Annotated in this window: 12 protein-coding genes; 2 read left to right on the top strand and 10 right to left on the bottom strand. The window is 72.0% G+C overall.

Features of this window, described 5'->3' with window-relative positions:
• Positions 1-324: 324 nt before the first annotated feature.
• Positions 325-1332 carry a stage II sporulation protein M gene (locus ACIBTU_RS36435; RefSeq protein ID WP_399131008.1) on the bottom strand — a complete coding sequence of 336 codons (1008 nt, stop codon included), beginning with the start codon at positions 1330-1332 and terminating at the stop codon, positions 325-327.
• A gap of 105 nt (positions 1333-1437) precedes the next feature.
• Here ACIBTU_RS36435 and ACIBTU_RS36440 point away from each other — a divergent pair, with 105 nt between their 5' ends.
• Positions 1438-2418 carry an RDD family protein gene (locus tag ACIBTU_RS36440; RefSeq protein WP_399131009.1) on the top strand — a complete coding sequence of 327 codons (981 nt, stop codon included), beginning with the start codon at positions 1438-1440 and terminating at the stop codon, positions 2416-2418.
• Between the two features lie 25 nt (positions 2419-2443).
• Here ACIBTU_RS36440 and ACIBTU_RS36445 read toward each other — a convergent pair whose 3' ends face one another.
• The 9 genes from ACIBTU_RS36445 to ACIBTU_RS36485 form a co-directional block, all read right to left on the bottom strand.
• Positions 2444-3058: a hypothetical protein gene (locus tag ACIBTU_RS36445; RefSeq protein ID WP_399131010.1), complete on the bottom strand. Its 615-nt coding sequence runs from the start codon at positions 3056-3058 to the stop codon at positions 2444-2446.
• 201 nt (positions 3059-3259) lie between these two features.
• Positions 3260-4708, bottom strand: a complete 1449-nt coding sequence (ahcY, locus tag ACIBTU_RS36450) for an adenosylhomocysteinase (RefSeq protein ID WP_399131011.1) — start codon at positions 4706-4708, stop codon at positions 3260-3262.
• Positions 4709-5118: 410 nt separating this feature from the next.
• On the bottom strand, positions 5119-6090 hold the full coding sequence (locus tag ACIBTU_RS36455) for a cation diffusion facilitator family transporter (protein WP_399131012.1): 972 nt from the start codon (positions 6088-6090) through the stop codon (positions 5119-5121).
• 110 nt (positions 6091-6200) lie between these two features.
• Complete coding sequence (manA, locus tag ACIBTU_RS36460) at positions 6201-7352, bottom strand: mannose-6-phosphate isomerase, class I (protein ID WP_399131013.1); 1152 nt, start codon at positions 7350-7352, stop codon at positions 6201-6203.
• Positions 7353-7445: 93 nt separating this feature from the next.
• Positions 7446-8573, bottom strand: coding sequence for an SIS domain-containing protein (locus tag ACIBTU_RS36465; RefSeq protein WP_399131014.1), 1128 nt, complete (start codon positions 8571-8573; stop codon positions 7446-7448).
• A gap of 29 nt (positions 8574-8602) precedes the next feature.
• A complete protein-coding gene (locus tag ACIBTU_RS36470; protein WP_399131015.1) occupies positions 8603-8773 on the bottom strand; it encodes a Trm112 family protein in 171 nt (56 codons plus the stop codon).
• Between the two features lie 760 nt (positions 8774-9533).
• Positions 9534-10898: a phosphomannomutase/phosphoglucomutase gene (locus ACIBTU_RS36475; protein ID WP_399131016.1), complete on the bottom strand. Its 1365-nt coding sequence runs from the start codon at positions 10896-10898 to the stop codon at positions 9534-9536.
• 117 nt (positions 10899-11015) lie between these two features.
• Positions 11016-12632, bottom strand: coding sequence for an L-lactate permease (locus tag ACIBTU_RS36480; RefSeq protein WP_399131088.1), 1617 nt, complete (start codon positions 12630-12632; stop codon positions 11016-11018).
• Positions 12633-12813: 181 nt separating this feature from the next.
• Positions 12814-13191: a DUF3499 domain-containing protein gene (locus ACIBTU_RS36485; RefSeq protein ID WP_384616421.1), complete on the bottom strand. Its 378-nt coding sequence runs from the start codon at positions 13189-13191 to the stop codon at positions 12814-12816.
• A gap of 333 nt (positions 13192-13524) precedes the next feature.
• On the opposite strand from ACIBTU_RS36485, the gene ACIBTU_RS36490 reads away from it, so the two are divergent.
• Complete coding sequence (locus ACIBTU_RS36490) at positions 13525-13992, top strand: metallopeptidase family protein (protein ID WP_399131089.1); 468 nt, start codon at positions 13525-13527, stop codon at positions 13990-13992.
• Positions 13993-14018: the final 26 nt, after the last annotated feature.

Raw genomic sequence — 14018 nt, forward strand, 5'->3', positions numbered from 1 at the left:
GTCTTGCGTTTCCAACCTTACCAGATCCGTTTTCCGTTCCGTTTCCGGTTCGGATTTCATTTCCGGTGGCCGTTGGAGGGCCTTTGCCTTTCGGCTGAACCGACTTTATCAGAAGTTTTGGGCCGGTCTGACCGGCGTTCATTCTCTGATTAATCGGAGGGGCTTCTCGAAGAATGTTATTTCGTGAAGCGCGCTAGATGCTAACCGTTGGAGCTCAACATGTCCAGCTCGGGTCAACTGTTCGAATCTACCTCCCCTTCCAGGCCGTGTCAACGGTCTTTCCGGGTGAGAGGACAGTAGCAGGTCAGACGGGCGCTTCGCACATCAAGCGGCGGTCGGTTGCACCGCGCTGCGCTCGGCTGCTTCCAGGTCGCCGGACTCGCCTTCTCGTACGGCCCGGCCGCCGAGGACGTAGACGTATAGGAGGAACGCGAGCTCGGCAGCGATGCCTATGCCGATCCGCGCCCAGGTGGGCAGGCCCGACGGGGTGACGAAGCCTTCTATGGCGCCGGAGACGAAGAGGACCAGGGCCAGGCCTATCGCCATGCCCAGGGCGGCTCTCCCCTCTTCCGCGAGTGCGGTGCGGCGGGTGCGCGGGCCGGGGTCGACGACCGTCCAGCCGAGGCGGAGGCCGGTGCCGGCGGCGACGAAGACCGCGGTCAGTTCGAGAAGGCCGTGCGGAAGGATCAGGCCGAGGAACGTGTCCAGGCGGCCCGCGGAGGTCATGAGGCCGATGCCCACGCCCACGTTGAGCATGTTCTGGAAGAGGATCCAGAGGACCGGCAGGCCCAGGAATATGCCGAGGACGAGGCACATCGCGGCGGCCTGGGCGTTGTTCGTCCACACCTGTGCCGCGAAGGACGCCGCGGGGTGGCTCGAGTAGTACGTCTCGTACTGGCCGCCGGGGCGGGTCATCTCCCGTAGTTCGGACGGGGCGGCTATGGAGGCCTGGACTTCGGGGTGCGTGCCTATCCACCAGCCGATCAGGGCGGCTATCGCCGTGGAGAGGAGCGCGGTGGGGACCCACCAGTGGTGTGCCCTGTAGACGGCTGCCGGGAATCCGTGGGTGAGGAAGCGGGTCACGTCGCGCCATGAAGCGGTGCGGGTTCCCGTGACGGCACTACGCGCGCGTGCCACGAGCTGGGTGAGGCGGCCGACGATCCGGGGGTCCGGGGCGCTCGACTGGATCAGCGAGAGATGGGTGGCCGTGCGCTGGTACAGGGTGACCAGTTCGTCCGCCTCCGTGCCGGTGAGGCGGCGCCGGCGGCGCAGCAGGGCGTCCAGGCGGTCCCACTCGGCTCGGTGGGCTGACACGAAGACGTCGAGGTCCATCCGGTCTGCTGCTCCTAGCTTTCCGGCACCTGTACGGCGCGATGTGGGCTCAGCTTGGCAGACTGACGCTTCCAAGGGCAGGTCGGGGAAGGGTGGGTGGCCGGCGTGAGCGAGCTGGTGACAGGTGAGGCCGTGGCACTCGAGCTGCGGCCCGCGAAACTGCCGAGCCGGGCGCTCGCCGTGCTCATCGACCTCGTGGTGGCGTTCGCCGTCTACATCGTGGTGTCGATCGGCGTCGTAGCCGCGACGGCCTCGCTGGACGACGCTGCGGCGGCCGCGCTGGCGGTGGCGATGTTTCTGCTGGTGCTGGTCGGGATTCCGATCGCCGTGGAGACGCTGAGTCATGGGCGCTCGCTCGGGAAGCTCGTGTGCGGGCTGCGGGTGGTGCGGGACGACGGCGGGCCGATCCGGTTCCGGCACGCGTTGGTGCGCGGGGCTGTCGGTGTCGTCGAGATCCTCATGACGTTCGGTGTCGTGGCGTGCATCGCGTCGCTGGTGTCGGCGCGGGGGCGGCGTCTCGGGGACGTGTTCGCGGGGACGCTCGTCGTGCGGGAGCGGGTGCCGGCCGGGCAGGCCTCGTTCGTGCCGGCGCCGCCTGCGTGGCTGGTGGGGCGGTTCTCGGAGCTGGATCTGTCGGCGGTGCCCGAGGGGCTGTGGCTGGCGGTGCGGCAGTACCTGACGCGGATGGGGCAGCTGGATCCGCAGGTGGGGTGGCGGATGGCCGAGGGGCTGGCGGCGGATCTCGCGGCGCGCACGGGGACGCAGGTGCCTCAAGGGGTGCCGCCGGCGGCGTTCCTGGCGGCCGTGGTGCATGAGCGGCAGGCTCGGGAGGCTCAGCGGGCGTTCGGGCCCGGTGCGCCGGGTGGGCCCGGTCGGGTCGCGGTTCCTGCGGCGCCGTTCCCGACGGCTCCGGTCACTCCGGCGGCCGTGCCGCCGTATGCCCCGCCCGCCACCGGATTCGCTGCGCCGGGCGGGCCGGGCTCATACGACGGGGACGCCGGCGCTCCCCCGCCGTCTCTGCGGAAGCCCGCGGACGGCGCTGAGCGGCCCGAGCCGCCCGCGACCGGGTTCGTGCCGCCTGCGTGATCCGGCCTGACGGGGCCGGGCCGCGTCAGGGGAACGTCGACGGCGGGGTCTCGAGGTGTTCCAGCTCGATGCCGGGGGCGGCGAGGACGACGTCGCCGCTGATGTGGACGGTGTGCTGTTCTCCGGTGTCCAGGGCTGTGACCTGGTACGCGTCCACGATCAGGGGTCCGTTGTCAGTGGCGTGTGCTTCGCTTTCCAGCAAGGTCCAGGACTGGTCCAGCGTGCGGGGCGCCAGCACGGGATCGGTCAGGGCGACCAGGCGGACGCGGGTCGAGGGGGAAGCGGGGGTGAGGCGCAGCAGTCGTGCGGTGGCGACGAGGAACGCGGGGGACGTGCCGGTGAACGCGTGCGCGGGTGCGTTGCCTTCGGTGGCGTGGGCGCCGGTCGGGTCGGTGCGTACCCAGGTGACGCCGTCGAGGGCGGCTCCTCGGACCTGCCAGCTCGATGCGTTCAGTTCGAGGCGGAGGGGGCGGCCGAGTTCGTCGAGCGTGAGATCGATCGAGCCGGAGTGATCGCCGGAGGGGGTGGTCCGCTGGGCCACGTAGCGCCAGCCGGAGGGGCCGGGTGCGCAGTGGAAGTGTTCTTCACCGAGGGGGGTGTGATCGTGCGGATCATGGAGCGAATATCGGCCGCGGGGCATGGGGTTCGTGGCGTCCTCTGTCTGGCCCGGTGACGCGGGTCCGGGCTGTCTGACGGGTCCGGGCCGCCGGTAATCGGGCCGGCGGGTGCGGGCCGCTCCACGGGACAGGCCCCCGGCACGGGGGTGCGGGGGCCTGTCCTTGCAGCGCGGTTCAGCTCGGCCTGGTGTCAGGCGGGGTGATGCGTGCGGAGCAGTGGGTGCTCAGTAGCGGTAGTGGTCGGGCTTGTACGGGCCGTCGACCTCGACACCGATGTACGACGCCTGCTCCGGGCGCAGCGTGGTGAGCTTGACGCCGAGGGAGTCGAGGTGGAGGCGGGCGACCTTCTCGTCGAGGTGCTTGGGCAGCACGTAGACGTCGGTCGGGTACTCCTCGGGCTTGGTGAACAGCTCGATCTGGGCCAGCGTCTGGTCCGCGAACGAGTTGGACATCACGAACGAGGGGTGACCCGTCGCGTTGCCCAGGTTCAGCAGGCGGCCCTCGGACAGGACGATGAGGACCTTGCCGTCGGGGTACGTCCACGTGTGGACCTGCGGCTTGACCTCGTCCTTCACGATGCCGGGGGTCTTGGCGAGGCCGGCCATGTCGATCTCGTTGTCGAAGTGGCCGATGTTCCCGACGATCGCCTGGTGCTTCATCCTGGCCATGTCCGAGGCCATGATGATGTCCTTGTTGCCGGTCGTCGTGACGAAGATGTCGGCCTTGTCGACGACCTCGTCCAGCGTCGTGACCTGGTAGCCGTCCATCGCCGCCTGGAGCGCGCAGATCGGGTCGATCTCGGTGATGATCACGCGGGCGCCCTGGCCACGCAGCGACTCCGCGCAGCCCTTGCCGACATCGCCGTAACCGCACACGACGGCGGTCTTGCCGCCGATCAGGACATCGGTGGCGCGGTTGATGCCGTCGATCAGCGAGTGACGGCAGCCGTACTTGTTGTCGAACTTCGACTTCGTCACGGCGTCGTTCACGTTGATCGCCGGGAACAGCAGCGAACCGTCACGGTGCATCTCGTAGAGACGGTGGACACCCGTCGTGGTCTCCTCCGTCACGCCGCGGATCTCCGAGGCGAGCTGGGTCCACTTCTGCGAGCCGTTGGTGATGGTGCGGTTGAGGAGCTCGAGGATGACGCGGTGCTCGTCCGACTCGGCGGTGTCGGCCGAGGGGACCTTGCCGTCCTTCTCGTACTCGACGCCCTTGTGGACGAGGAGGGTGGCGTCACCACCGTCGTCCAGGATCATGTTCGGGCCGCCGGTGGGGGTGTTCGGCCAGGTCAGGGCCTGCTCCGTGCACCACCAGTACTCCTCGAGCGTCTCGCCCTTCCAGGCGAAGACCGGGATGCCCTGGGGGTTGTCCGGGGTGCCGTTCGGGCCGACGGCGATGGCCGCGGCGGCGTGGTCCTGCGTGGAGAAGATGTTGCAGGAGACCCAGCGGACCTCGGCGCCGAGCGCGACCAGGGTCTCGATGAGGACGGCGGTCTGCACGGTCATGTGCAGCGAACCCATGATGCGGGCGCCGGCCAGCGGCTGGGTGGCCGCGAATTCCTTGCGGATGGACATCAGGCCGGGCATCTCGTGCTCGGCGAGGGTGATCTCCTTGCGGCCGAACTCGGCGAGGGAGAGGTCGGCGACCTTGAAGTCCTGTGCGGAAGTCATGTGTGAGCTGCTCCTCGGTGCAGTGCAGTCGGTCGAGGTGGGCTGGTGCGTCGCGTCCTTGCGGGGCGGGCACGCATGGCTGGTCTGCGGGTGTCTTCGGACACAGGTGTCCTCCGATACTCGCAGCGCAGTCCGTCGGAGGCCCTCTCTCCCTCGGCCGGCCCGTCGTGCGGGCCGCCCGACCGCCATCAGCAGCGACGTCTGGCTCGTGACGAATCTACACCGATCGCCTCCTCCGGCCCCACCCCGTCCGCCGGAGCCGGCCTCTCCCCGCGCGGCTCCGCAGGTGAGCGGCGTAGGGGCCGGAGCGTCCCAGGGACAGGGGCGGTCTCCGGGAGTGGGTGGCGCGCTGGGTGGGGACGCGGAAGGGGGGCGGCGAGCTTGAAGCTCGCCGCCCCCCTTCGTTCAGGTCAGTGGGTCGGGGTCGGGCCGCCCGGGGTGGCCGCGGGGTCGGCGCCCTCGGCGGCCGCGGCCTCGCTGTAGATGTCGGGCTCGAGGTAGATGACGCGGGCGATCGGGACGGCGGCGCGGATGCGGGTCTCCGCCGCGTCGATGGCGCGGGCGACCTCGGCGGCCGTGTTGTCGTGCCGGACGGCGATCTTCGCGGCGACGAGGAGCTCCTCGGGGCCGAGGTGGAGCGTGCGCATGTGGATGAGGCCGGTGACGGTGTCGCCGTCGACTACCGCCTTCTCGATCTTCTCGACCTCTTCGGTGCCGGCGGCCTCGCCGAGGAGCAGCGACTTGGTCTCCAGGGCGAGCACGATCGCGATGACGATGAGCAGGATGCCGATGCAGAGGGTGCCGATGCCGTCCCAGACGCCGTCGCCGGTGGCGAGGGTGAGGCCGACGCCGAACAGGGCGAGGACCAGACCGATCAGCGCGCCGAAGTCCTCCAGGAGGACGACGGGCAGCTCGGGCGCCTTGGCGCGCTTGATGAACTGGCCCCAGCTGAGCTTGCCGCGCAGCTCGTTCGACTCCTTGATGGCCGTACGGAAGGAGAAGCTCTCGGCGATGATCGCGAAGACGAGGACGCCGACCGGCCAGTACCAGTGCTCGAGGTCGTGCGGGTGCTTGATCTTCTCGTAGCCCTCGTAGACGGCGAACATGCCGCCGACGGAGAAGAGCACGATGGAGACGAGGAACGCGTAGATGTAGCGCTCGCGGCCGTAGCCGAAGGGGTGCTGCGGGGTGGCCTCGCGCTGGGCCTTCTTGCCGCCGAGGAGCAGCAGTCCCTGGTTGCCGGAGTCGGCGAGGGAGTGGACGGACTCGGCGAGCATCGACGAGGAGCCACTGAAGAGGAACGCTACGAACTTCGCTACCGCGATGGCGAGGTTGGCGGCGAGTGCCGCCACGATCGCCTTGGCTCCGCCTGAAGCACTCATGTTGTTCCCGGTGTCCCTTCGTACGACCCGTGCTGCTGTGACCAGAAGGGCTGTTTTGCTTGCCCTTTGCAGTGGGTCATTGTTGCAGCACGGGGCGCGTGGGACGGAGCTCAGGCCACGACTGTGGCACGGAAAATCGTGCCCGTACCGGACACTTCGGCCTTCTCGCCCGCGGGGACGAACACGGACTGGCCGGGGCCGAGGTCGAGCTCGCCGGCCCGGACGGTGCCGGCGGTGCAGAGCAGGATCTGCGGGGTGGGGGCGGTCAGGTCGTGGCGGCCGCTGCTCGCGGGCAGGACGTGGCGCGAGAGGCGGAACTCGTCGATGGGGGTGTCGTAGACCTCTTCGCCGTCCGGGGAGGCCTCGGGGCGCAGGATGTTGGGGTCGGCGGCCTCGAAGCGGACGATGCGCAGCAGTTCGGGGACGTCGACGTGCTTGGGGGTCAGTCCGCAGCGCAGCACGTTGTCGGAGTTGGCCATGATCTCGACGCCGAGGCCGTCCAGGTAGGCGTGCGGGACGCCGGCGCCGAGGAAGAGGGCCTCGCCGGGCTGCAGCCGTACGTGGTTGAGGAGCATGGCCGCGATCACGCCCGGGTCGCCGGGGTAGTGGTGGGCGATGTCCGCGTACGGGGCGTAGGGGCCGCCGAGGTGCTGGGCGGCGGCGGTGGCCTCGGTGACGGTGTGCGCCATCTCGGTGCGGTCGGCGCTGAGGATCGCGGTGAGGACCTCGCGCAGGGCGGCCTCTTCGGGGTGGGCGCGCAGCACGTCGGCGTAGGGCTTGAGGCTGCCCACGCCGAGGCCTTCGAGGAGGCGGGCGGCCTCTTCGGGGTCGCGGAAGCCGCACAGGCCGTCGAACTCGGTGAGCGCGCACACGAGTTCGGGCTTGTGGTTGGCGTCCTTGTAGTTGCGGTGCGGGGCCGTGACGGGGATGCCGGCGCGCTCTTCGGCCTCGTAGCCCTGCTGTGCCTGGCGCAGGTCGGGGTGGACCTGGAGGGAGAGCGGGGCGCCCGCCGCGAGGAGCTTGAGGAGGAAGGGCAGGTGGGGGCCGAACTTGGCGACGGTCTCGGGGCCGAGTTCGCGCTCGGGGGCGGCGTCGATGACCTGGTTGAGCGGGCCGCGGTCGGTGCCGGAGGGGGCGCCCGGGTGGGCGCCCATCCACATCTCGGCCTGGGGTTCGCCGGTCGGTTCCACGCCCAGGAGGTGCGGGATGGCGGTGGCGGAGCCCCAGGCGTAGGGGCGGACGGGGTTGGTGAGGCGGTCCATGGGGCGTTCTCCGTACGCGTCGGGCGAGGCGGCGGGACTACGAGCCGGCGTGCCTGTGAGCCGGTGGCGTGGCTGCGCGCCGGCGGGGCTACTTCACGCCGTGGAGGCGAGGCCCAGGTAAACGGCGGCGAAATCCGTGACGGCGATCAGCTCCGCGAGCGTCTCCAGGTCGCTGCCCTCCTCGGTCTCCAGCTCGCTGATCGCGATGTCGTGGGAGAGCGCGAGCTCGCGGGCGGAGGGGGCGGCGCTGAGGCTGCCGGCGGGCTGGTCGCGGAGCAGGACGACACGGGCGCGCAGGGTCTGGACCTCTTCGACGCGGTCGCGGAAGAAGTCGTCGGGGTCGGCGCCGGCGGCGAGGGCACCGGTCAGCAGTGCGCCGTGGGCGGGCATGGCCTCGGGCAGGTCGGCGGCGAGGGCGGCGCGGCCGGCCAGCTCGGCGAGCGCGGCGGCGAAGCGGCGGCCGGCGGGGCCCGCGGCGGCGCCCTCGGTCCAGATCAGCGGGAGTGCCTCGGCGAGCTCGGAGGCCAGGGTCTTGGCCGGGTTGCCGTACGTGGCGATGGCGGGGCCGCAGCGCTCGGCGGTGCGGTCGAGGCGGTCGGCGACCTTCTCCAGGGCCTCGGGGGGCGCGTCGAGCAGGCCGGTGCGGTCGAGCAGGGCGAGCAGGGGGGTGAGCAGGGCCCACAGGGCGCCGGGGGCGGAGGCCGCGTCCGGCTCGTCCTGCTCGTACGGGGCGGTCGCCATGGGGACGAAGAGGCCGTGGGCGCGGGCGACGGCCTCGGTGAGCGGGGCGCCCGCGGGGGCGACGGCGACGACGGAGACGCCGCGCCGGTAGGCCTGCTCGACGAGGAGGGACAGGCTGGGCTCGCTGCCGTCGGGGGTCGCCACGAGGAGCAGGTCGACGGCGCCCGCCCAGCCGGGCAGCTCCCAGCGCAGGGCGCCGGGGGCGGGTGCGACGCCGGTGGTGCGCAGCCGTACGACGGGGCAGGCGGCGCCCGCGAGGCGGCGGAGGAGGTCGGCGACGCCGAGGGCGGCGGTGCCGGGGCCCGCGATCAGCAGGGTGCGGGGGCGGCCGTCGGGCTTGAGGTCGCCGATGCCGGCCTCGGTGGCGTGCAGGACCGCCGTGCGGACGCGGGCGCCCGCTTCGGCGGCACCGCGGAGCAGGCCCCGGCGGTCGGCTCGGGCGAGCGCGTCCGGGTCGTCCAGGAGGGTTTCGTCGAACATGCGTCGGTCTCCTGCTTCGCGGTGTGGGGTTACGCGGGGCGGCGGGCCTCGTCGACGAGGAGGACGGGGATGCCGTCGCGGACCGGGTAGGCCAGGCCGCAGTCCTTGCCGGTGCAGATCAGCTCGGCCTCGGCCTCCTTCAGCGGGGCGTGGCAGGCCGGGCAGGCGAGGATCTCCAGGAGGCCGGCTTCGAGCGGCATGGGCGTTTCCCTCCGGGGGACGGACGTCGGGGTCCGTCGGGTCGTCGGTCGGTGTTCTTCCGGGTGTCTTGGTGTGACCTGGTCAGCGTACCGCTGGGGGGCGGGCGGGGCCCGATGCCTGTGCCTCTCCGGCGGGGGGCGGGTTTGTTGTGGGGCGGGGATTCGTGTGGGGGCAAGTGGCTGGGTCTGGGTGGGGCCGGGGTGGGGGTGGGGTGTCTGCTTGGTGGGGTCTCCCGTGGGGTGTCCCGTTCCGGGGCGGGGCTGGGGCCGACGCCTCCTTGAGCGCGCGTCCGGCGCCGGGGTGCCGCCTTGCCCACCCGTGCCGCCCCAGGCGGCAGACTGCCCAAGGCTGGGGAGACCGGAATGCGTGACCGGGGATGGGGTGCTGCCCGAGGCTGGGCGCCGGGCCGACGCCCCCGGAGGGGGCGGGTGGGTGGGAGCAGGGGCTGGGCAAAGCCGGGGAGACCGGGTGCCGGGGAGGAACGCCCGGATCCGTGTCCAGGGCAGGGGCACCGCCCAAATCGAGGGCACCCGAATCCGCATCCCGCGCCCCGGGTCAGGGCACCGCTGCTCGAGACCAGGTTGGCGGCACCCCGGTCCCGTAACCAAGACAGCGGCACCGCATCCGCGCCCAGGGCAACGGCACCGCCCCGGACCAAGGCAGCGGTACCGTCTCCACGCCCAAGAGGCAGCCGTACCGTCTCCGCATCCATGAGAGGCGGCCCCCATCCGTACCCGGAAAAAAGGCCGTGGGCAGGGGTCAGGCGCGGATCAGGGCGAGGGCCTCGTCGCGGATCTTCTCCATGGTCACCGCGTCCCGCGCCTCCGCGTTCAACCGCAGCAGCGGCTCCGTGTTGGACGGGCGGACGTTGAACCACCAGTCGGCGGCGGTCACCGTCAGGCCGTCGAGCTCGTCCAGGGTGACGCCGTCGCGGCCGCCGTACTCGGCCTTGATCGCGGCGAGCCGGCCCGCCTGGTCGGCGACGGTGGAGTTGATCTCGCCGGAGCCCGCGTAGCGGTCGTAGGAGGCGACGAGGGCGGAGAGCGGGCCCGCCTGGCCGCCGAGCGCGGCGAGGACGTGGAGGGCGGCGAGCATGCCCGTGTCCGCGTTCCAGAAGTCCTTGAAGTAGTAGTGCGCCGAGTGCTCGCCGCCGAAGATCGCGCCGCTGGTGGCCATCTCCTGCTTGATGAACGAGTGCCCCACGCGCGTGCGCACGGGCGTGCCGCCGTGCTCGCGGACGACCTCGGGGACGGACCAGGAGGTGATCAGGTTGTGGATGATCGTGCCCGTCCCGCCGTTGCGCGCGAGCTCACGCGCGGCGACCAGGGCGGTGACGGCGGACGGGGAGACCGGCTCGCCGCGCTCGTCGACGACGAAGCAGCGGTCCGCGTCGCCGTCGAAGGCGAGGCCGAGGTCGGCGCCCTCGGCACGGACGCGGGCCTGGAGGTCCACGAGGTTGGCCGGGTCCAGCGGGTTCGCCTCGTGGTTCGGGAACGTGCCGTCCAGCTCGAAGTACATCGGTACGACGTCCAGCGGCAGCCCGGCGAGAACGGTGGGGACGGTGTGCCCGCCCATCCCGTTCCCCGCGTCCACGACGACCTTGAGGGGGCGGATGCCGCTCAGGTCGACGAGGCCGCGCAGGTGCGCCGCGTAGTCGTCGAGGGTGTCGCGCCGGGAGATCGTGCCGGGCGTGGCGGCGGGCTCGGGGGCGCCGGACTCGCTCCACCGCTCGGCGAGGCGGCGGATGTCGGCGAGGCCGGTGTCCTGGCCGACGGGGGCGGCGCCGGCCCGGCACATCTTGATGCCGTTGTACTGGGCTGGATTGTGCGACGCGGTGAACATGGCGCCGGGCAGGCCGAGGGCGCCCGACGCGTAGTACAGCTGGTCGGTGGAGCACAGGCCGATCTCGGTGACGTCGGCGCCGAGTGCGGCGGCGCCGCGCGCGAAGGCGCCGGACAGGCCGGGCGAGGAGGGGCGCATGTCGTGCCCGACGACGATCGCGTCGGCTTCGGTCACCTGGACGAAGGCGGCGCCGAAGAGCGCGGCGGTCTCCTCGTCCCACTGGTCCGGGACCACCCCGCGCACGTCGTACGCCTTCACGATCGTCGACAGATCTGCAGCCACGGCCGGCCCAGCCCTCCTGGAGTCTTCTCGGACCCCACAAACTACCCGGCCGGACCGACGGCGGACCGTGAACCCCTCATTCCTCCCCGGGCGCGTGGCGCTCGGCATCACCACAGGTCACGGCAGCATCCAGGACAGCACGGGGGTGCTCTGCCCCAGCACGATCAGGCACATCACGAGCAACAGGCCCAGGCTCCACGGCAGTACCTTGCGCAGCAGGTCGCCCTCCTTGCCGGCGAGGCCGACGGCGGCGCAGGCGATGGTGAGGTTCTGCGGGGAGATCATCTTGCCGAGGACGCCGCCGGAGCTGTTCGCCGCGGCGAGGAGCTCGGGCGAGAGGCCGGACTGCTGGGCGGCGGTCACCTGGAGGGCGCCGAAGAGGGCGTTGGCGGAGGTGTCGGAGCCGGAGACGGCGACGCCGAACCAGCCGAGGACGGGTGACAGGAAGGCGAGCCCGGCGCCCGCCGCGGCCACGGCGTGCCCGATGGTGGCGGCCTGCCCGGACAGGTTCATCACGTAGGCGAGGGCGAGAACGCTCGTCACGGTGAGGATCGCGAAGCGCAGTTCGTGGACGGTGCCCAGCCATTCGCGCACCGCCACGCGCGCGTGGACGCCGAGGACGACGGCGGTGCCGATCCCGGCGAGGAGCACGAGGGTGCCGCCGGTGGAGACGAGGGGCAGGGTGAACATGTTGCCGCTCACCGGCTTGCCACTGGGGTCGGCGACGTCCAGGAAGGGCCAGTCGAAGACCCGGTTGGCGCGCGCGAGGGTCTCCTTGACGGCGGGGATCTGCGCCACGGAGAAGATCACGACGATCAGCGCGTACGGGGTGTAGGCGCGCACGATCTCGCGGCGCGGGTCCTCCTCGTCGAGGTCCTCGCTGCGGGCGCCGGTGAGGACGGCGGCGCGTACGGGCTCGGCGGCGGGCCGGCGCGCGTGCGGTACGGCGACCAGGGCGCCGGCGCCGATCAGGGCGGCCCCGATGTCGGCGAGCTGCGCGGACACGTAGTTGGACGCGGTGAACTGGGCGGCGGCGAAGGCGACACCGCAGGTGAGCGCGGGCACCCAGGTCTCGCGCAGGCCGCGCCGCCCGTCGACGAGACCGACGAGCACGAGCGGCACCACGAGGGCGAGCAGCGGGGTCTGACGGCCCACCACGGAGGCGACCGAGTCGAGCGGGAGGCCGGTGACCTGGGCGAGCGTGACGACGGGGGTGCCCATGGCGCCGAAGGCGACCGGCGCGGTGTTGGCGACGAGGGCGACGACGGCGGCCTTGACCGGGTCGAAGCCGAGCGCGACGAGCATGACGGCGCAGATGGCGACGGGTGCGCCGAACCCGGCGAGCGCCTCCAGGAGCGCGCCGAAGCAGAAGGCGACGACAAGCGCCTGGATGCGCGGGTCGTCGGAGAGCCGTCCGAAGGAGCGGCGCAGGATGTCGAAGTGCCGGGTGCGGACGGTCATCCGGTACACCCACAGGGCGTTGACGACGATCCACAGGATGGGGAAGAGCCCGAACAGGGCGCCTTGGGCTGCGCCGGCGAAGGTCTGGTCGAGCGGCATCCCGAAGGCGAGCCAGGCTACGAGGACGGCGACGGCGAGTCCGATGAGGCCCGCGCGGTGGGCCTTCATGCGGACGGCGCCGAGCAGGACGAGGACGGTGACGAGGGGCAGGGTCGCGACGAGGGCGGACAGACCGAGCGAGCCGCCGACGGGCTCCAGTTGCTGGACGAACACGTGCGCCTCCCGGAATCCCGGAATCAGGAGCGGAGACGTCATGGTCATGTCATCGAGCGACACGAGTCAACGCATGGGACACGAATGGCGGTGCGTCAGATGGTGCTACGGGGGTCGGATGCCCGGCGGGGCGTCAGATATCCGGCGCAGCCCGTGGGTTCACCAGCGGGCTGAGCGCGCGTCAGTTGTCCGGCGAGCGCAGGACGCGGAGGTGGCCGCGGCGGGCGACCTCCATCGGGTCCGCGGTGCGCGGCCCGGAACCGCCGGCCTCGGCGACGCGCTCCTGGGGGCGGGCCGCCTCGCGCACGGCGTTGGCGAGGGCTTCGAGATCGTCTCCGCTGGGGCGGCTCGGGCCGCTGCCGTCGGAGAGCCGGACGACCTCCCACCCGCGCGGGGCGGTGAGGCGCTCGGAGTGCTCGGCGCACAGGTCGTAACAGTGCGGCTCGGCGTAGGTGGCGAGGGGGCCGAGGACCGCGGTCGAGTCGGCGTAGACGTACGTCAGCGTCGCGACGGCGGGACGGCCGCAAGCGGTGCGCGAACAGCGACGTACAGGGCTCACGATGTTGGACGGTACCGCACTCTTGAGCGGGCCGCGACGACTCTCCCCGAGGTCACCCCACCGTGTCGCGTGGTGAGACGGCGCACACGGGTCCGCGGGGGCGCCCGCGGTGACCTGCACGGACCCCGGGTCGTACGCCCCCGTGACCACTTGAAACCGGTCACCACTCGGGGCAGATCCGGCCAGGAGTCGCGCGATCAACGGTCCGGGGAAGAAGCGTGATCAGACCCAAGACTGGCCTGATCGGTCGGGAAACGACATGGAGTGCCCCGAACGGAGCCGCTCCGCGCCGCCGAGACCCGCACGGCCGCGGAGGACTACGCTGCCTCGGTGATGGAAAGTCCTGACAATCAGGGACCGCGCTCCCCCGGCGAGCCGCGCCCGCCGCGCCGCCGCGACCGGCACGGCCGCGGCATGCGCGGGCCCGTGGCACCGCCCCAGGTGCCGCTGGCGGCGAGCAGGGCCGAGGTCTTCGCGGACCTCGTGCAGGACTCCGTGGAGCGCCTGGAGCGGCGCTGGCCGCAACTGTCCGAGGTCGACTTCCTGGTCCTGGAGGTGCCGCGGCTGACTCGCGAGGACGAGGCCTGGGGCGGCGACACCGTGCCCCTGGGCGGCACGGTCCCGGCACGGGAAGGACACCCCGCGCGCGTGATCGTCTACCGGCGCCCCGTGGAGATCCGCAGCAAGGGGCGCGACGAGCGGGCGGCGCTGGTGCACGACGTGGTCGTCGAGCAGGTCGCCGAGGTGCTCGGGCTGACTCCCGAGACCGTGGACCCGCGCTACGGGGACGCCGAGGACTGAGCCGCCGCGCCCACCGCGGCGGCCTC

The sequence above is a fragment of the Streptomyces sp. NPDC050145 genome (assembly GCF_044460245.1).
Lineage (GTDB): Bacteria > Actinomycetota > Actinomycetes > Streptomycetales > Streptomycetaceae > Streptomyces.